We start from the raw sequence: 17,889 nt of genomic DNA on the forward strand, positions 1-17,889 counted from the left end.
GCCGGGGGAGCGGGCGCCCGCCGTCCATTTCCCATCCCTGTGACGCGAATTTTCTCCAGAGGGCCGCATGCCTCCGGGGCCACGGCGGCCGCCCGGTTCAGGCATCATCGGCTTCCAAGACCGAACCCGACGCGCGCCGCCCATGCAACAAGACATCCTCATCAATTGGTCCCCCCAGGAAACGCGCGTCGCTGTCGTGGAGCACGGCGCGGTGCAGGAGCTGCACGTGGAGCGCACGCTGGAGCGCGGGCTCGTGGGCAACGTGTACCTGGGCAAGGTCTCGCGGGTGCTGCCGGGGATGCAGTCCGCTTTCATCGACATCGGCCTGGAACGGGCGGCCTTCCTGCACGTGGCCGATGTGTGGCACCGGCAGGAAGGGGGCGAGGCGCCCATGTTCGCGCGCAAGGGCGAGCCGCCCGTGCCGATCGAGAAGCAGGTGTTCGAAGGCCAGTCTCTGCTGGTGCAGGTCATCAAGGACCCCATCGGCACCAAGGGCGCCCGCCTGTCCACGCAGATCAGCATCGCAGGCCGCCTGCTGGTGTTCCTGCCGCAGGACGACCATATCGGCGTGTCCCAGAAAATTCCCGCAGCCGAGCGGGATGCCCTCCGCGCGCGGCTGCAGTCACTGGTGGGCGACAAGTCCAGTGGCGGTGGCGGCGGCTTCATTCTGCGCACCAACGGCGAGGACTCCTCCGATGCGGAACTGGCCGAAGACATCGCCTACCTGCGCAAGACTTGGGCGCGCATCCGCGACGCGGCGCTGCGGCAGCCTCCGGCGTCGCTGCTGCACCAGGACCTGAACCTGCTGCAACGCGTGCTGCGCGACCTGGTGGGCGAGGAAACCGCCAGCATCCGCATCGATTCTCAGGAGCAATTCGCGCTGCTGCAGGCATTCGGCCGTGAATTCATGCCCGCGGCGGCGCCCAAGCTGCAGCTCTACAAGGGCGAGCGGCCGATCTTCGATCTCTACGCGATCGACGAAGAAATCGGCCGGGCCCTCGGCCGTCGCGTGGACCTGAAGTCTGGCGGCTACCTCATCGTGGACCAGACCGAGGCATTGACCACGATCGACGTGAACACCGGCGGCTATGTGGGCGCGCGCAACTTCGACGACACGATCTTCAAGACCAATCTGGAGGCGGCCCAGGCGATTGCCCGGCAACTGCGGCTGCGCAATCTGGGCGGGATCATCGTCGCGGATTTCATCGACATGGCGCGGGAGGACCACAAGCAATCCGTGCTGGGCGAGTTCCGCAAGCAGCTCGCCCGCGACCGCGTGAAGACCATGACCGGCGGTTTCTCGCAGCTCGGACTGGTCGAGATGACGCGCAAGCGCACACGCGAATCGCTGGCGCACATGCTGTGCGAGCCCTGTGCCCATTGCCAGGGCAAGGGCAGCGTGAAGACCGCCCGCAGCGTCTGCTACGACATCCTGCGCGAGATCCTGCGCGAGGCACGGCAATTCAACCCGCGCGAGTTCCGCGTGGTGGCCGCGGCGAAGGTGGTGGAACTCTTTCTCGACGAAGAAAGCCAGCACCTCGCCGGTCTTTCGGATTTCATCGGAAAGCCGATTTCGCTGCAGGCGGAAGGGGCGCTGGGGCAGGAGCAGTACGACATCGTGCTGCTGTAAGCCGGGAAGCGGGCGGCGAGCCTTCATTGGGAATCGGACGCGGCGCAGGGCCTCGATCGCCAGCGCAAAGCCAGCAGGTCCGGGCGCGCGCGCCAGACACGCTCCGGCGGCGCTGGCTCCTACATGGGCAGAGGCAAGCCATCCACAGGCCGTGGCGCAGGCCGCTGGTAACGTGCAAAGCCCGGTTTCAACCAAGGATCAAAGGCATGGCGCAGCACCGAGCGGAGCATGGCACCTGGCACGAAGAAGACGCTGCGGCACTGAACCTTCTGTTCATGGAGAAGGTCAGGCAGTACGCCGTGGTGTTCATGGACCCTGAGGGCTGCATCACCGGGTGGACCGAAGGCTGCCACGCCATCACCGGCTTCACTGCGCAGGAGGTGATCGGCAAGTCCATTACGGTGTTGTTCACACCCGAGGATGTGGAGCGCGGGCTTCACATGCATGAACTCAACACGGCCCGGCTGCTCGGTGCGGCCGAAGACGAGCGCTGGCATGTGCGCAAGGACGGCTCTCGCTTCTGGGGAAGCGGCATGACGTTTCCGCTGGTCCCCGGGCCGCAGCCGCGCGGCTTTGCCAAGCTGTTCCGGGATGCCACCCACCTGCGGCTGAGAATGGACGCGCTGGAAAGCGAGGTCCGGCAACTCACGCAGGACCGGCACGACCGCAACGTGTTCCTGGCCACCATCGCGCACGAACTGCGCAACCCGCTGCAGCCGATGAGCATCGCGACGGCATTGCTGTCGCACCCGTCCCAGCAGGCACGGCATGAACAGGCGCTCAAGATCATCCACCGGCAGCTCGGGTTCATCGAGCGGCTGGTCGAAGACCTGATCGACATGACCCGTATCACCCAGGGCCGGATGGCCATCGTCTACGGGCGGGTGGAACTGCAGGCGCTGGTACAGGAAGCCGTGGATTCCATGCGCCATGCAGCGATGGTGAAGGACATTAATCTGCGGTGCGTATTGCCGCCCGTGCCGGTGCGTGTCGAGGCGGACGCCGGCCGGCTCACGCAGGTGCTCATGAACCTGTTGAACAACGCGGTCAAATTCACCCCGAAAGGCGGCGAGGTATCGGTGTCCGTCAACGTGGACCAGACCCATTTCATCGTCAAGGTCCAGGATACCGGGCAGGGCATAGGGCCCGAGCTTCAGCCGAAGATCTTCGACATGTTCACCCAGGCCGAGCCCTCCGGCACGGCGCGCGGCCAGGGGCTTGGTATCGGATTGGCACTGGTCAAGCAGATCGTCTCGTTGCACCGCGGTACCGTGGAGGTGAAAAGCGAGGGCATCGGCAAGGGCAGCGAGTTCTTCGTGCGGATTCCGCTGGAGGAGCCCGAGCCTGCCGGGGAGCATTCCGGATGATGCCTGGCGATCCATCCGCAAGCCCAAGTCCTGGATTCCATTGATTTGCGCAATCGAAGAATGAGCGAGCAACGCTCAAGAATCAAAGCACCCTAGTTCTCTACGCTCTCGCCCTGCAAAGAACATGAGGGAGCGGAGTGAATGAACGATAGAACGCAGGCGGTCGCGTCGGCCGGGGTGCTGATGCGCCCCGCGCCGTCGGCATGGCAGGTGAGTGCCACGCAGGATGTGCACTACGAAGTGCGGCAGTTGGATGGATTGTTCGACGAGTCGAACCGGGGTTTTCTCGACGCCTGCGGTGCGGGCCCTTCTGTGCGCAGGCATGTCGTGGTCATCGACGAACGGGTGCATGCCCTGTACGGCGACCAGATCCGCCGTTACTACGACCGCCACGGGGTCGAACTGCAGGCCCTGGTTCTGCCGGTGACCGAAGAGGAAAAGGACCTGGAGTCGGCCATGTCGATCGTCAGGCACCTGGAGGCGCAAGGTGTCCTGCGGCGTTCCGATCCCCTGATCGGCATCGGCGGCGGCGTGCTGCTCGACCTCGTCGGCTTTGCCGCGGGGCTGTACCGCAGGGGCATTCCCTACATCAAGGTGCCCACCAACGCGATGGCGATCTGGGACGCCGCGGTGGGCATCAAGACCGCCGTCAACGCACTGGGGCGCCGGAACCGGCTGGGCTCGTACCACGCGCCGAGCAAGGCCTTGCTGGACCGCCGGTTCCTGCGCACCGTCGAGCGGCGCCATCTGTCGAATGGCATGGGCGAGTTGCTGAAGCTGGCAGTCATCAAGGACGCACGCTTGTTCACCCTGCTCGAACGCCATTCCAGGATGCTGCTGGACACGGCGTTCCAGGATGGCACCGTGGCGCCCGAGGTGATCTCGCGCGCTGTCGATGGGATGCTCGAGGAACTGGCACCCAACCTGTGGGAGACGATGCTCGAACGCTCCGTGGATTTCGGGCACTCGTTCGCGCCCCTGCTGGAGATGCGTGCGCTTCCCGAACTGCTGCATGGGGAGGCCGTCGCTCTGGATGTGCTGTTTTCCTGCCGCATTGCAGTCGGCCGAGGCCTCATGTCGGCGGGCGAACTCGACCGCGTGGCCGACGTCATGCGGGCCATGGAACTGCCGCTGTGCCATCGGTTCTTCGAAGATCCCGACATGCTGCAGGAGGCCCTGGCCGACACGGTGCGGCACCGCGACGGCCTGCAGCGCTTGCCGATGCCCTCGGGCATCGGCGATTGCGTCTTCATCAACGACCTGGGCATCGGGGAAATCCGCGCAGCCGCCGAAGGGATGCGCGATGCGGCCCGCTGAGTCGGCAGCGCCGTGCCTTGCGGCAGACCAGGCGGCAGAGGTGGTGGCTCGGGCGATGGAGATGGCAGCACAACGCAGGCTCGACATTGCTGTGGCCGTGGTGGACGGCGCCGGTCACCTGCTGGCGTTCCAGCGCGATGCGCGGGCTTTCCCTGCTTCGGTGGAACTGGCCATCGCCAAGGCCAGGACGGCGGCCCTGTTCCGCCGCGACACCCAGGCCATGCAGGAGAGCCTGGAGAAAGGCCGCCTTTCATACCTCGCATTGCCGGGTGCCTTGCCTCTGGCGGGTGGTGTGCCGCTGTCCATGCAGGGCGCTGTGGTCGGTGCAGTGGGCATCAGTGGCGCGGCTTCGGGCGAAGACGCGGAACTGGCGCGGAAGACGGCTGCCGTTGCCGGGTGGGCAGGGGAGTCCGAATGAACGGTATCTACGGCGGGCGCGTCGCGCTCGTGACGGGCGGCGGCTCGGGCATCGGTCGTGCCACGGCCCTGGCATTTGCGCGCGCCGGGGCCCGCGTGGTGGTGGCAGGGCGGTCGCTGAGCGCGTGCGAGGAAACGGCGCAGCAGATCCGGGACGGCGGCGGCGCATCGCTGGCCTTGGCTTGCGACGTCACCAGCGAGCCGCAGGTGGTCGCCTTGCGCGAACGGGTGGTGGACGCCTTTGGTGAAGTGGATGCCGCGTTCCTCAATGCCGGCACCGGCGCGGCAGGGTCCATCGTGGAACAGGATGTCGCCGAATTCGATCGCGTGATGGCCGTCAACTGCACGGGGCTCATGCTCTGCCTGAAGCACCTGCTCGCGCCCATGCACCGGCGGGGTACGGGCGCCATCGTTGCCAATCTGTCGGTGCATGCGCACCGTTCGATCCTGGAGGGTACGGCGGCGTACACGGCCTCCAAGCATGCGGCCTGGGCGGTCACCAAGGTGGCGGCGATCGAATCGGCGCGCCACGGCGTGCGGGTCAACGCGGTGTCTCCCGGTCCCATACATACCGACATGCTGGTGCGCTCCTCCGAGGTTTCGGGCGGAATCCAGGGATGGGCCGAGCGCTTGCCGATGCAGCGCGTAGGGCAGCCGGACGAAGTGGCCGAAGCCGTGCTCTGGCTGTGCAGCCCGTCTGCATCCTTCGTGAACGGCGCGGCCATTGCGGTGGACGGCGGATTTCTCGCAGCCTGACCTGCAGTGCAATGCAATGACCTGGATCGCGTTGGGCCTGCTGGCCGGCCTCGTTCTCGGAACCTACGATTTCCTGACCAAGCTCGCCCTCAAGGAAAAGACCGTCCTGGAGGTGGTGTTCTGGTGCTCCGTGCTGGGAGCGTTGATCTGGTTGCCGTTCTTCTACATGCCCGCGCCCTGGAGCGGTACGCTTCAAGCGGCAGGGCTCGCGCCGCAACGACTATCGCCACAGGCACAGATGGCCCTGCTGCCGAAGTCCGTGATGATGGTCGCTACATGGATCCTTTCGTACTACTCCGTCAAGTCGCTGCCCTTGTCGATTTCCGCCGGCGTGCGGGCCAGCGGCCCGCTCTGGACGGCGCTGGGTGCGGTGCTCCTGCTGGCCGAACGGCTGAATTGGTGGCAGTGGCTCGGCCTTGCCGTGTCGATGGGGTCGTACTACCTGTTTTCCCTCATCGGCCGTCGGGAAGGGATCAGTTTCCGGCGCAATCTCTGGGTGCTTTGCATGCTGGCAGCCACGCTGCTCTCGTCCGCCAATGCGCTGTACGACAAGCACATCCTGGCGACGCTGCAGATGGACCTCGCGGCCGTGCAGGCGTACTCCGCGTTGCAGCGGGGGGGGATTGCGCTGCTCCTTCTGCCCTGGCTGTTCCGGGATCTGGAGGTGGCCAGCCTGGTGCGCCGCAACTGGGCGGTTCCCGCCATCGCTTTTGCCTACGTGTTGGCCGAGTACATCTACCTGGCCGCCGTGCAGATGGAGGGAGCGCTCATTTCCGTCATCTCGGTGCTTCGCAGAACCAATCTGGTCATGGTGTTCGCGCTGTCTGCGCTGTTCTTCCAGGAGCGGTTCATCCGGCAGAAAACCTTTGCCATCGCCGGTGTGCTGCTGGGCATCGTCCTGACCGTCATGCACTGAACGATGGACTCAACCTTCGACTACCAGCGATCGTATCCATTCCATCACCGTGCTGCCGTGGCGAGAGATCACCGCCCGTTGGGAGGCCAGCAGGAAGTAGGACTGCTCGGAGGGCAGAGATGTGTCGGAAACCCGCACCAGGCTGCCGTCCTGCAGCAGTTCCTTGACGAGCGAGCGGCGGCCCAGGGCGATGCCTTGGAGATTCAGCGCCGCGTCCAGCATGAAGCCGGTGTCCGAGTACGTGAGGTTGCGCTGGGCGGCCGAAATGCGAAGGCCGGCAGCTTTCAGCCACGGGTCCCACGGTTGCCGGCTGTGCGACAGGATGTCCGCGCGCTTGAAGACTTCGGCCACGCTTCGGTGGCCCAGCTGCTGCAGGTAACGGGGGGCCGCGACCGGAAACCATTCGTCCTCCAGCAAGCGCTCGCAATGGAATGCTTCCGGGGTATCGCGGGAGAAGCGGATCGCGATGTCCGCTTCGCCCTGGGTGATGTTCACCGTGCGGGTCGTGGGCAGGATGGCGATGGAGATCGTCGGGTGGGTGCGATGGAACTCCGTCAGTGCAGGCACCAGCCGGAAACGCGCGAAAGACGGCAGTGCGGTGATGCGGACGACGTCGCGCTCGTGGGCGAAGCCGCTGAACGCGGCTTCCAGCAGATCGAGCGACGTCTTCATCTGCTGGTGCAGATAGGCGCCTTCCGGACTGAGGGACACCACGCGCGTGGTTCGGTTGAACAGCGTCGCGCCCAGGTGCTTTTCGAGCGCGCGGATGCGATGGCTGATGGCGCTGTAGGAAATGTTCAGGTCGTCCGCGGCCTGGTTGAAGCTCTGCCGGCGGGCAACCGCATCGAAGGCCACGATCAGATGGATGGGAGGGATGTTCCGCATGAATGAAGGCAAGCTGGATCCAACGGCGCCGCACCGGATCGGCATCGATGTCGGCGGCACGAAGATCGAAGGCATCGTACTTGACGATGGTGGACAGGAATGTGAGCGATTGCGCTGTGCCACGCCGGTGCAGGAGGGCTACGAGGCCGTCGTCGAATGCATCGCCAGCCTGTATGAATCCCTGGCGGAGCGTGTGGGCCAAGGCACGCACACCCTCGGAATCGGAACGCCGGGATCGATTTCACCCGCTACGCAGCTTCTGCGGAACTGCAACGCCACGGCACTCAACGGTCGCCCGTTGCGCCAGGACCTGGAGGCTCGCATCGGCCGGCCATTCGCGATGGTCAACGATGCCAATTGTTTTGCGCTGGCGGAGAGCCGAATGGGTGCGGCTGCGCAAAGCCAGGAGGTGCTGGGCATCGTGCTCGGTACCGGCGTGGGGGCGGGCGTGGTCGTGCAGGGGCGGCTCATGGAAGGACGCAACGGCATCGCGGGTGAGTGGGGGCACATGGTGCTGGACCCCCTGGGACCACCCTGCTACTGCGGGCGCAGAGGGTGCGTGGAGCGCTACCTGAGTGGTCCCGCATTGGCGCAGGCCTACACCCAGGCGACAGGCGCGGACATGGACGCGGCCGGGATCGTCGGCCGGGCCCGTGCCGGCGAAGGCGCTGCGGCCGCCGTGTTGGATCGGTTCCTCGACCGGTTCGCTGAGGCGGTGGCCAATGTCGTCGCCGTGCTGGATCCGCAGGCCATCGTGATCGGCGGAGGGCTGGCGAGTATCGATGAGCTCTATACGGAGGGTGTGAGGCGGCTGCACCAGAGGGTCTTCTGCGATGCCTACACGACGCCGGTGCTGCGCAACCGGTTGGGAAACGCGGCCGGCGTATTCGGCGCTGCAATGGTGGGAATCTGACATGCAGGTCACCGCTATCGGAGGTGCGACGATCGACGTCATCGTTGCAGGCGCGTCGCTCGGCAGCGAAGCCCGTGCCAAGCAGGATGTCGAATCGATCACCATGGGCGTGGGTGGCGGCGCGGTAAATGCCAGCCTGGCCTGCCAGGCATGCGAGGCCCGCGTTCGCATCGTGTGCGCGGTGGGCGGCGATGCAGAAGGAGAGTGGCTGCGCTCTGCGCTGGCCAAGGAAGGCATCGATCTTTCGCTGGTCCAGTCGGTGGGGGGGCAGCCGACGGGAAGGGCGGTGATCCATCTCGGTGCGGATGCCGAAGCCCAGGTGTTCGCCCAGCGCGGGGCCAGCACAGGGGTTGCGCCCGCCCGCGCACTGGAAGCCATCGGGCAATCCGATCTGCTCTATGTGACAGCGCTGTCGGCGCAGGCCGAGGCAGAGTTCGATAGTGCTTTGGAGCGCCTGGCTGTCAGGCTCCCACGTTTGGCAATCAATCCCGGAATGCGCCAGATCGAATCGCGCAGCCCTGCCCTGGAGCGGCTGATTATGCGGGCCGATCTGGTCAGCATGAACGAGCAGGAAGCTCGGCGATGGTCTGCACAGCGGGGGGGCCGCCTGCCCGATGACCCCCTTGCCGATGGCTCGGCCTGGATGGCGGGCATGCTGCCGCGGCAAGCGCAGTCGTTGCTGGTGACTCTGGGGGCGCAGGGCGCCGTGCTGTACGACAACAGGTGCGTCCATCGCATCGATGCCCGGAAGGTATCCGTGCGTTCCACCCTGGGCGCGGGGGATGCTTTCGGCGCGACGTTCGCGTGCCGGTGGGCGGCTGGCCAGCCCATCCGCGAGGCGCTGGAGGCAGCGCGGGCCTACTGTGCCCAGGTGCTGCAGGTGCCTGCTGCCAACTTGGCGGGGCGGCCTCCTGCGGCGCCATAGGCGGCACGCGTCAGCTTTCGCCAAGGGCCGACCACCAGGTGCTTTCCCGAAGAACATGCACCCACCAAATGGTTGACATCTAAACGATTGACTTCTAAAGTTGTTTCCAGTCCCACTGGGTGTCGGAGACCTTTCGCATGAAGATCGTTTGTATCGGCGGTGGCCCGGCGGGCCTGTATTTCGCTCTGCTCATGAAGCAGCAGGATCCTGACCACGACATCACCGTGGTGGAGCGCAACAAGCCCTACGACACCTTTGGCTGGGGCGTGGTCTTTTCCGATGCCACGATGGACAACATGCGCGCGTGGGACCGCGAAACCGCCGAAGAAATCCAGGAAGCCTTCAACCATTGGGATGACATCGAACTGCGCTTCAAGGGCCGCTCGATCCGCTCGGGCGGCCATGGTTTCGTGGGAATCGGTCGAAAGAAGCTGCTGAACATCCTGCAGGCGCGCTGCGAGCGCCTTGGGGTGAAGCTGGTGTTCAACACCGAGGTGGCATCGGACGAGGATTTTCCGGATGCCGATCTGATCATTGCCAGCGACGGTGTCAATTCCCGCATCAGGACACGGTATGCCGAGAGCTTCCAGCCCGACATCGTCACGCGTCCCAACCGCTACATCTGGCTGGGAACGCACAAGCTGTTCGATGCCTTCACCTTCGATTTCCAGCGCACGGAGCATGGCTGGTTTCAGGCGCATATCTACAAATTCGACGACCAGACCACGACCTTCATCGTCGAATGCCCGGAGGCTGTCTGGAAGGCGCATGGCCTGGATCGGGCAGACCAGGACCAGTCTGTCGCGTTCTGCGAGCGGGTCTTCGCAGAGAGCTTGCAGGGTGCGCCGCTCATGGCCAATGCGCGCCATCTGCGCGGATCCGCATGGCTCAATTTCCAGCGGGTGGTCTGCGCGCAATGGTGGCTGAAGAACCGTCCGGGAGCGCATGTGGTGCTCATTGGAGATGCCGTGCACACGGCGCATTTCGCCATCGGATCGGGAACCAAGCTCGCCATCGAAGATGCCATCGAGCTGGCGCGGCAGTTCAAGCGGTCGGGCTCCCGCCGGGAGAATATCCCAGGCGTGCTGGCTGCCTACCAGGAACTGCGGCGTATCGAGACACTGCGCATCCAGAATGCCGCGTGGAATGCGATGGAATGGTTCGAAGTGTGCGGAGAGCGCTACTGCGACCAACTGGAGCCCGAGCAGTTCATGTATTCGATGCTCACGCGCAGCCAACGCATCAGCCATGAAAACCTGCGTTTGCGTGACAGCGCCTGGCTCGAAGGCTACGAGAACTGGTTCGCGGGACGCGCAGGTGTCGACGCTCCACAGGGCGGCAAGCCTCCGCCACCGATGTTCACGCCCTACACCGTGCGGGGCGTGACCCTGAAGAACCGCATCGTGGTCTCGCCCATGGCACAGTATTCCGCGAGCGACGGACTGGTCGGCGACTACCACCTCGTGCACCTGGGCGCACGCGCCATGGGAGGCGCTGCTTTGGTGTTCGCCGAGATGGCCTGTGTGAGCGCCGACGGGCGCATCACGCCTGGCTGCCCGGGGCTTTACCGGCCTGAACATACCGCCGCTTTCCGGCGCATTGCGCAGTGGATCCATGCGCATACGGACGCGAAGTTCGGCATCCAGATCGGCCACGCAGGCGCGAAAGCATCCACCCGCGTCGCGTGGGAGGGTATCGACCAACCGCTGGCGAACGGTAACTGGCCGATCGTTTCCGCATCGTCCCAGCAGTATCTGGAGGGTGTGAGCCAGGTCGCCCGGGAAATGACGCACGCCGACATGGAGGCGATCCAAGCGCAGTTCGTGCAGGCGGCAAAGGCTGCGGCGGACGCCGGCGCGGACTGGCTCGAACTCCACTGTGCGCACGGCTATCTGCTGTCGAGCTTCATCTCGCCGCTGACCAACCGGCGTGCCGACGCGTACGGCGGCTCGCTGGAGAACCGTTTGCGCTATCCCCTGGAAGTGTTTGCTGCGGTGCGCTCGGTGTGGCCGCAGGACAAACCCCTGTCCGTGCGCATCTCCGCGCATGACTGGGTGGAAGGTGGGATCACCCCGCAGGATGCCGTGGAGGTTGCGCGGGCCTTCAAGGCGGCAGGTGCGGACATGATCGACTGCTCATCTGGTCAGGTGAGCAAGCGCGAAAAGCCGGTGTATGGCCGCATGTTCCAGACGCCGTTTTCGGACCGTATCCGGCAAGAGGCCGGTATTCCCACCATCGCCGTCGGGGCGATCAGCGAGGCTGACCATGCCAACAGCATCCTGGCGGCAGGGCGAGCGGATCTGTGTGCGGTCGCCCGCCCGCACCTGGCCAATCCGGCGTGGACACTGACCGAAGCGGCTCGCATCGGTTACAAGGCCGTGCACTGGCCGCCGCAGTACCGGTCGGGCAAGCAGCAGCTGGAGGCGCATTTCGAGCGTGAGAAAGCGATGCAGGCGGAAAGGGGTTGATGCATGGACTCTTCCATACGCCATGCATTGGTCACGGGCGGTAGCCGTGGCATCGGCGCCGCCATCGCGCTCCGCCTCGTGCGGGAAGGCATGCATGTGACGGTGCTGGGACGGGATCTGCAGGCCTTGCTGGCGTTTTGTGCGGCCGACGGAGGTCGGCTGCACGGTGTTTCCGCCGATGTGGCCGACGCGCAGCAGGTTGCCCAGGCATTCGACGAGGCGCGTTCCCGCTTCGGGCCGGTGCAGGTGCTCGTCAACAACGCAGGGCAAGCGGAAAGCGCGCCGTTCCTCAAAACCGATGCGGCCCTCTGGCAGCGCATGATGGATGTGAATCTCACGGGCACGATGCTCTGCACCCAGGCGGCCCTCCCGGGAATGCTGTCCGCCGGGTGGGGGCGCATCGTCAATGTTGCGAGCACGGCGGGGCAGGTGGGCTATGCCTATGTGGCCGCCTATTGCGCTGCCAAGCACGGGGTGATCGGCCTCACCCGGGCCTTGGCACTGGAGATGGCCGCCAAGGGGGTGACAGTCAATGCCGTGTGCCCAGGCTACACCGATACCGACATCGTCCGCCAGAGCGTGGCGCGCATCGTCGCCAAGACCGGCCGCAGCGCGCAAGAGGCGCAGGAGGGGTTCGTCCGCAGCAATCCGCAGCGCCGCCTCGTGGCGCCTGACGAGGTGGCCGACGCCGTTGCCTGGCTGTGCACCGATGGCGCGCGCGCCGTGAACGGGCAATCCCTCTCCGTCAGTGGCGGCGAGGTCATGTAACCGCAAAAGGAAAAAGGAGCACATCCCCATGGCAAGCCGCTCCCAGAGCTTCCGGCTCGTGCAGTCGCTCGGCGACGAGCACATCGGCCTGGAGGCGCGCGCCCAGGCAGACGACCATCTGGATACCAAGATCTGGCTTCGGTTGCTGGCCTGCAGCACGCAGATCGAACAGCAGATCCGGCAATGGCTGCGCACGCGATTCGACACGACCTTGCCGCGCTTCGATTATTTGGCGCAGCTCGACCGCCACCCTGATGGACTGCGAATGAACGTGCTGTCGCGCTACCTCATGGTCACGGGCGGCAACGTGACCGGCCTGACCGACCAACTGGTCAAGGAAGGGTTGGTCGAGCGCAACGAGGACCAGGAAGACCGGCGTTCCTGGCGCGTACGGCTGACGGACAAAGGGCGGACCGAGTTCACCGTCATGGCGCAGGAACATGAGCACTGGCTCACCGGACTCTTTGCCGGATTGCCCGGGCCGAGCAAGGAAGCCCTTTATGAACACCTCGGCCATCTGCGCGTGCACCTGGTGCAGAGCCAGCGTGAGCCCGGTAGCCCCCCAGCCGAAGCCCCGATGAGAAAGAAACCCACGCCATGACAGCACACCGCATCGACCCCCAGCTCCTTGCCGGCAACCGGCGGCCGCTCTCTGGCTACGAACCCCGGCATTTCCTGTGGCATGTGGAAGGCGGCGTTGCCACCGTCACGCTCGATCGGCCAGAGCGCAAGAACCCGTTGACGTTCGACAGCTATGCCGAACTGCGGGAGCTCTTTCACCAACTCCGCTGGGCGGACGATGTCCGCGCCGTGGTGTTGACCGGCGCTGGGGGCAATTTCTGCTCCGGTGGCGATGTGCACGAAATCATCGGCCCGCTCATCCAGCTGCGCGTTCCCGAACTGCTCATGTTCACTCGCATGACGGGTGATCTGGTGAAGACCATGCGCGCTTGCCCGCAGCCCATCGTGGCTGCCGTGGACGGGATATGCGCGGGGGCCGGCGCCATCATTGCCATGGCGTCCGACCTGCGGCTCGGCACCTCTCGCAGCAAGACCGCCTTCCTGTTCAACCGCGTGGGCCTGGCCGGCTGCGACATGGGAGCGTGCGCCATGCTGCCGCGGATTGTCGGACAGGGACGGGCGAGCGAATTGCTCTACACCGGACGCAGCCTGGGAGGAGAGGAGGGCGAACGGTGGGGATTCTTCAACCGCCTTGCCTCTCCGGAGACGCTGTTGGCCGAAGCGCAGGCATTGGCGGGCCAACTGGCCGAGGGACCGAGTTTCGCCAATGGCATCACGAAGACCATGTTGCACCAGGAATGGGCCATGACGATCGATCAGGCCATCGAGTCCGAGGCCCAGGCCCAGGCGATCTGCATGCTGACGGAAGACTTCTCGCGTGCATACCACGCGTTTGTCGCCAAGCAAAAGCCGCGTTTCGAGGGGAACTGAAATGGCTGACATGACCTACCTCGACTGGCCGTTCTTCGAGCCCAGGCATGCCGAACTCGCGCGGCGCCTGGACGCCTGGGCCGGTGCGCACCTGTCGGCGGACCATGGTGCCGATGTGGACTCGGAATGCCGCGCACTGGTGCGGGCATTGGGCGAGGGCGGGTGGCTGCAGCATGCCGTGGGCGAATCGGCCCGTGCGATCGACACCCGTGCCCTGTGCCTTATCCGCGAGACATTGGCACGCCATTCAGGCCTGGCGGACTTTGCCTTTGCCATGCAGGGACTGGGCAGCGGGGCGATCAGCCTGCACGGCACGCCCGAGCAGCGCGCCCGCTATCTCGCTCCCGTGGCGCGCGGAGAAGCCATCGCTGCCTTCGCCCTGTCCGAGCCCGAGGCGGGATCCGACGTGGCCGCCATGGCATGTTCCGCCCGTGCGGACGGGGACGGCTATGTGCTCGATGGCGAGAAGACCTGGATATCCAATGGCGGCATCGCCGACTTCTATGTGGTGTTTGCGCGCACCGGCGAGACTCCGGGTTCGCGCGGCATCAGTGCATTCATCGTCGATGCGGACACGCCCGGCCTTGAGATCGCGGAGCGCATCGACGTCATTGCACCGCATCCGCTTGCCCGGCTGAAATTCTCCCGCTGCCGCGTTTCTGCCGCGCAGCGAGTGGGTCTGCCGGCGGAAGGTTTCAAGGTGGCCATGCGCACGCTGGATGTGTTCAGGACGTCGGTGGCCGCTGCAGCCCTGGGCTTCGCGCGAAGGGCGCTGGATGAAGCACTTGCACGGGCCACCACGCGCAAGATGTTCGGCGGTGTGCTGGCCGACTTCCAGCTCACGCAAGCGAAGCTGGCGCAGATGGCCACGTCTGTCGACAGTGCGGCGCTGCTCACCTACCGCGCCGCATGGTTGCGCGACCAGGGCAGGAACGTGACCCGCGAGGCGGCGATGGCCAAGATGACCGCGACAGAGAACGCGCAACAGGTCATCGATGCGGCCTTGCAGATGTTTGGCGGCCTGGGCGTGGTGAGCGGACAGGCGGTTGAAAAGCTCTACCGTGAAATCCGTGCGCTGCGCATCTACGAGGGTGCGACCGAAGTGCAGCAACTCATCATTGGGCGCGAACTGCTGAGGGCCGCGGCCTGAAGCCCGGGCGCCGAAAAGCCAAGGGGATACGACATGCACGCCAGCGCCCATGTGGACACCTTCGCACGCGACAGGCTGCCGCCCTCCGCGCAGCAGCCGGACTACCTTTTCGATCTGCCTGGGCTGCAGTTCGCCGAGCGGCTCAACTGTGCCGATCCGTTGCTGGACGTGCACGTGCGCGAGGGGCGTGGCGCGCGCATCTGCATTCGCGCCCCGGGCCTGGTGTGGACCTATGCCGATCTACAGGAGAAGGCCCAGCGCATTGCCAACGTGCTGGTGAACGAAATGGGATTGCGGCCCGGCAACCGCGTACTGCTGCGAGCGCCGAACAATCCGATGCTCGCCGCCTGCTGGTTCGCCGTGATGAAGGCAGGGGGAATCGCCGTAGCGACCATGCCGCTGCTGCGGGCCAAGGAGCTGAAGGACATCATCGAGATCGGGCAGGTCACGCATGCGCTCTGCGATGCCGTGTTGAGGGAAGAGTTGCAAATCGCCGGGCAGGCGGCCGGTTCGCATCTGGCCCAGGTGCGCTACTTCCACAGCGAGGGGCCGGACGGGTTGGAAGCGGCCATGGCCCTGGCTTCGCCGCGTTTCGACAACGTCGACACGGCATCGGATGACTGCTGCCTCCTGGGCTTCACCTCGGGAACAACTGGTGTGCCCAAGGCAACCATGCATTACCACCGCGATTTGCTGGCGATCTGCGTCTGCTGGCCGCGCCACGTGCTCAAGGCCAGTGCGGAGGATGTCTTCATCGGCAGCCCACCGCTGGCCTTCACTTTCGGTCTCGGGGGGATGCTGTTGTTCCCGCTCCACATCGGCGCCTCGACGGTGCTGCTGGAGAAGGCGGGGCCATCGCAGTTGCTGCAGGGCATCCAGGATTTTCAGGCGACCGTGCTTTTTACGGCCCCCACCTCCTACCGTGCGCTGGCCGAAGAGGGCGCCTTGTTGCGGAGGACGCCGCTGCGCAAATGCGTGTCTGCCGGAGAGGCGTTGCCGGCTTCGACGCGGGCGCTGTGGAAAGAGGCCACGGGCATCGAACTGATCGATGGCATCGGGGCTACCGAGATGCTGCACATCTTCATATCGCACAGCGAGGCCGATGCACGGCCAGGCGCCACCGGCAAACCTGTGCCCGGCTACCGTGCCAAGGTGGTGGACGAAGCGGGGCGTGAGGTGCCTCCGGGTACCGTCGGCCGGCTGGCCGTGCAGGGCCCCACCGGTTGCCGCTACCTTGCCGACGAGCGCCAGAAAGCGTATGTGCAGAACGGATGGAATCTCACCGGAGATGCCTACGTGATGGATGCCGACGGCTATTTCTTCTATCAGGCGCGCACGGACGACATGATCGTCTCCGCTGGCTACAACATCGCGGCTCCCGAGGTGGAAGATGCGCTCATGGCCCACCACGCCGTCGCGGAATGCGCCGTGATCGGCATTGCCGATGCCCGGCGTGGTCAGATCGTCAAGGCTTTCGTGGTGTTGCGGCCCGGAAACCCGGCAGATGAGTCCATGGCGGTCCAGTTGCAGGATTTCGTCAAGCAGACTGTCGCGCCCTACAAGTATCCGCGCGCCATCGAATTCATCGAACGGCTTCCGCGCACGCAGACGGGCAAGCTGCAGCGCTTTAAGCTACACCCACCCGAGTGAGTCCGGCACGCTGCCGCCTCCGTTCCGAAACCCTGTCAATGCCATCGACCCAGGAGCCACCCATGAGATCCTTTCTGCGCTCGCCGCACCCTCACGTGTCCGTTGCCGCCCTGGCTGCCGCTGTGCTGCTGGGCGGTGCTGCGCAGGCCGCAGACAAGGTGAAGATCGGCCTGTTGACCACGCTTTCGGGCCCAGGGTCGGGGCTGGGCATCGATATTCGCGACGGCTTCCAGTTGGCCGTGAAGCAGGCCGGAGGCCAACTGGGCGGGTTGCCTGCCGAGGTGACCGTGGCGGACGACCAGCAGAGCCCGGATGCAGCCAAGCAAACCGCCGATCGGCTGCTCAAGCGCGAGCGCGTGGATTTCATGACGGGCATCGTGTTCTCGAATGTCATGCTGGCGGTGGGCCCTCCGGTATTCCAGTCCAGAACTTTCTACATCAGCGCCAATGCAGGTCCATCGCAATATGCGGGCGCGCAGTGCAATCCTTTTTTCTTCAGTGCGTCCTACCAGAACGACAGCATGCACGAGGCCGTCGGCAAGACCGTGCAGGACAGGGGTTTCAAGAAGGTGGCCTTGATCGCACCCAACTATCCTGCAGGCAAGGATGCGCTGGCCGGCTTCAAGCGTTTCTACAAGGGCGAGGTGGCTCTGGAGACCTACACGCCTCTGAACCAGCTCGACTACGGAGCCGAGCTGTCCAAGATCCGGGCATCCGGCGCCGATGCGGTCTTTGCCTTCCTGCCCGGTGGTCTGGGCGTGAACTTCGTCAAGCAGTTCACGGGAGCGGGGCTGGGCAAGGAAATGAAGCTGTTCGCACCGGGCTTCTCTGCCGATGAGGATGTGATCCGCGCGGTGGGAGATGCCATGGTCGGTATTTTCAATAGCTCCCAATGGGCGCACGACATGGACAACGCGGCCAACAAGCGCTTTGTCGCGGACTTCCAGAAGGAATATGGGCGCTTGCCCACGCTGTACGCGGCCCAGGGATATGACGCTGCACGCCTCATCGGCGGCGCAGTGCAACGCGTCGGCGGCAAGCTGGAAGACAAGGCGGGGCTGCGCAAGGCTCTGGAGGCCGCGCCGTTCGAATCCGTCCGCGGGTCTTTCCGTTTCAACACCAACCATTACCCGGTCCAGGACTACTACCTGCGTGAAGTCGTGAAGGATGGCCAGGGCAGGGTCACGAACAAAACGGTCGGTCGCGTTTTCGAAGGGCATGCCGACGCCTATGCCGGCGAGTGCCGCATGCCCTCCTGACAACGCCCTCTCGAGC

At 65.2% G+C, this 17,889-nt stretch carries 16 protein-coding genes; 15 read left to right on the plus strand and 1 reads right to left on the minus strand.

Annotation, left to right across the window (positions count from 1 at the left end):
• The first annotated feature begins 142 nt into the window (after positions 1-142).
• The 6 genes from rng (at position 143) to BM144_RS07460 (ending at position 6,403) form a co-directional block, all read left to right on the plus strand.
• Complete coding sequence (rng, locus tag BM144_RS07435; protein ID WP_092950718.1) at positions 143-1,630, plus strand: ribonuclease G; 1,488 nt, start codon at positions 143-145, stop codon at positions 1,628-1,630.
• A 206-nt stretch (positions 1,631-1,836) separates the two neighbouring features.
• Positions 1,837-2,997, plus strand: coding sequence for a PAS domain-containing sensor histidine kinase (locus tag BM144_RS07440; protein WP_092950720.1), 1,161 nt, complete (start codon positions 1,837-1,839; stop codon positions 2,995-2,997).
• Between the two features lie 141 nt (positions 2,998-3,138).
• Positions 3,139-4,314 carry a sedoheptulose 7-phosphate cyclase gene (locus BM144_RS07445; RefSeq protein ID WP_217644330.1) on the plus strand — a complete coding sequence of 392 codons (1,176 nt, stop codon included), beginning with the start codon at positions 3,139-3,141 and terminating at the stop codon, positions 4,312-4,314.
• Complete coding sequence (locus BM144_RS07450) at positions 4,301-4,732, plus strand: GlcG/HbpS family heme-binding protein (protein ID WP_092950722.1); 432 nt, start codon at positions 4,301-4,303, stop codon at positions 4,730-4,732. Before BM144_RS07445 ends, BM144_RS07450 begins: the two co-directional genes overlap by 14 nt.
• Positions 4,729-5,487: an SDR family NAD(P)-dependent oxidoreductase gene (locus BM144_RS07455; RefSeq protein ID WP_092950724.1), complete on the plus strand. Its 759-nt coding sequence runs from the start codon at positions 4,729-4,731 to the stop codon at positions 5,485-5,487. The genes BM144_RS07450 and BM144_RS07455 overlap by 4 nt, the downstream gene beginning before the upstream one ends.
• A gap of 16 nt (positions 5,488-5,503) precedes the next feature.
• Positions 5,504-6,403, plus strand: coding sequence for a DMT family transporter (locus tag BM144_RS07460; RefSeq protein WP_092950726.1), 900 nt, complete (start codon positions 5,504-5,506; stop codon positions 6,401-6,403).
• Between the two features lie 9 nt (positions 6,404-6,412).
• Here the strand turns inward: BM144_RS07460 and BM144_RS07465 are convergent, their stop codons facing one another.
• Complete coding sequence (locus BM144_RS07465) at positions 6,413-7,288, minus strand: LysR substrate-binding domain-containing protein (protein ID WP_175525972.1); 876 nt, start codon at positions 7,286-7,288, stop codon at positions 6,413-6,415.
• Here BM144_RS07465 and BM144_RS07470 point away from each other — a divergent pair.
• The 9 genes from BM144_RS07470 to BM144_RS07510 all read left to right on the plus strand — a co-directional run bounded on the left by BM144_RS07470 (position 7,287) and on the right by BM144_RS07510 (position 17,873).
• Positions 7,287-8,201 carry an ROK family protein gene (locus BM144_RS07470; RefSeq protein ID WP_092951106.1) on the plus strand — a complete coding sequence of 305 codons (915 nt, stop codon included), beginning with the start codon at positions 7,287-7,289 and terminating at the stop codon, positions 8,199-8,201. The two genes, BM144_RS07465 and BM144_RS07470, sit on opposite strands and share 2 nt — an antisense overlap.
• Position 8,202: 1 nt before the next feature.
• Complete coding sequence (locus tag BM144_RS07475) at positions 8,203-9,126, plus strand: carbohydrate kinase family protein (protein ID WP_175525973.1); 924 nt, start codon at positions 8,203-8,205, stop codon at positions 9,124-9,126.
• Positions 9,127-9,263: 137 nt separating this feature from the next.
• The gene (locus tag BM144_RS07480; RefSeq protein WP_092950732.1) at positions 9,264-11,594 is read left to right on the plus strand and encodes a bifunctional salicylyl-CoA 5-hydroxylase/oxidoreductase; all 2,331 of its coding nucleotides are present in this window, start codon (positions 9,264-9,266) and stop codon (positions 11,592-11,594) included.
• A gap of 3 nt (positions 11,595-11,597) precedes the next feature.
• Complete coding sequence (locus tag BM144_RS07485; protein WP_092950734.1) at positions 11,598-12,362, plus strand: SDR family NAD(P)-dependent oxidoreductase; 765 nt, start codon at positions 11,598-11,600, stop codon at positions 12,360-12,362.
• A 28-nt stretch (positions 12,363-12,390) separates the two neighbouring features.
• Positions 12,391-12,963, plus strand: a complete 573-nt coding sequence (locus BM144_RS07490; RefSeq protein WP_092950736.1) for a MarR family winged helix-turn-helix transcriptional regulator — start codon at positions 12,391-12,393, stop codon at positions 12,961-12,963.
• Positions 12,960-13,814, plus strand: coding sequence for an enoyl-CoA hydratase family protein (locus BM144_RS07495; protein WP_092950738.1), 855 nt, complete (start codon positions 12,960-12,962; stop codon positions 13,812-13,814). Before BM144_RS07490 ends, BM144_RS07495 begins: the two co-directional genes overlap by 4 nt.
• Before the next feature lies 1 nt (position 13,815).
• A complete protein-coding gene (locus BM144_RS07500; RefSeq protein ID WP_092950740.1) occupies positions 13,816-14,964 on the plus strand; it encodes an acyl-CoA dehydrogenase family protein in 1,149 nt (382 codons plus the stop codon).
• 33 nt (positions 14,965-14,997) lie between these two features.
• Positions 14,998-16,614, plus strand: coding sequence for an AMP-binding protein (locus BM144_RS07505; RefSeq protein ID WP_092950742.1), 1,617 nt, complete (start codon positions 14,998-15,000; stop codon positions 16,612-16,614).
• Positions 16,615-16,676: 62 nt separating this feature from the next.
• Positions 16,677-17,873 carry an ABC transporter substrate-binding protein gene (locus BM144_RS07510; protein WP_092950744.1) on the plus strand — a complete coding sequence of 399 codons (1,197 nt, stop codon included), beginning with the start codon at positions 16,677-16,679 and terminating at the stop codon, positions 17,871-17,873.
• The last annotated feature ends 16 nt before the right edge of the window (positions 17,874-17,889 follow it).

The organism is Paracidovorax konjaci, from assembly GCF_900112675.1.
Lineage (GTDB): Bacteria > Pseudomonadota > Gammaproteobacteria > Burkholderiales > Burkholderiaceae_C > Paracidovorax > Paracidovorax konjaci.

Coding starts and splice junctions, on each gene's coding strand:
- BM144_RS07450 (WP_092950722.1), top strand. CDS start 4,301: ATGCGGCCCGCTGAGTCGGCAGCGCCGTGCCTTGCGGCAGACCAGGCG.
- BM144_RS07495 (WP_092950738.1), top strand. CDS start 12,960: ATGACAGCACACCGCATCGACCCCCAGCTCCTTGCCGGCAACCGGCGG.
- BM144_RS07475 (WP_175525973.1), top strand. CDS start 8,203: ATGCAGGTCACCGCTATCGGAGGTGCGACGATCGACGTCATCGTTGCA.
- BM144_RS07440 (WP_092950720.1), top strand. CDS start 1,837: ATGGCGCAGCACCGAGCGGAGCATGGCACCTGGCACGAAGAAGACGCT.
- BM144_RS07470 (WP_092951106.1), top strand. CDS start 7,287: ATGAATGAAGGCAAGCTGGATCCAACGGCGCCGCACCGGATCGGCATC.
- BM144_RS07510 (WP_092950744.1), top strand. CDS start 16,677: ATGAGATCCTTTCTGCGCTCGCCGCACCCTCACGTGTCCGTTGCCGCC.
- BM144_RS07485 (WP_092950734.1), top strand. CDS start 11,598: ATGGACTCTTCCATACGCCATGCATTGGTCACGGGCGGTAGCCGTGGC.
- BM144_RS07505 (WP_092950742.1), top strand. CDS start 14,998: ATGCACGCCAGCGCCCATGTGGACACCTTCGCACGCGACAGGCTGCCG.
- BM144_RS07465 (WP_175525972.1), bottom strand. CDS start 7,288: ATGCGGAACATCCCTCCCATCCATCTGATCGTGGCCTTCGATGCGGTT.
- BM144_RS07455 (WP_092950724.1), top strand. CDS start 4,729: ATGAACGGTATCTACGGCGGGCGCGTCGCGCTCGTGACGGGCGGCGGC.
- rng (WP_092950718.1), top strand. CDS start 143: ATGCAACAAGACATCCTCATCAATTGGTCCCCCCAGGAAACGCGCGTC.
- BM144_RS07460 (WP_092950726.1), top strand. CDS start 5,504: ATGACCTGGATCGCGTTGGGCCTGCTGGCCGGCCTCGTTCTCGGAACC.
- BM144_RS07500 (WP_092950740.1), top strand. CDS start 13,816: ATGGCTGACATGACCTACCTCGACTGGCCGTTCTTCGAGCCCAGGCAT.
- BM144_RS07480 (WP_092950732.1), top strand. CDS start 9,264: ATGAAGATCGTTTGTATCGGCGGTGGCCCGGCGGGCCTGTATTTCGCT.
- BM144_RS07490 (WP_092950736.1), top strand. CDS start 12,391: ATGGCAAGCCGCTCCCAGAGCTTCCGGCTCGTGCAGTCGCTCGGCGAC.
- BM144_RS07445 (WP_217644330.1), top strand. CDS start 3,139: ATGAACGATAGAACGCAGGCGGTCGCGTCGGCCGGGGTGCTGATGCGC.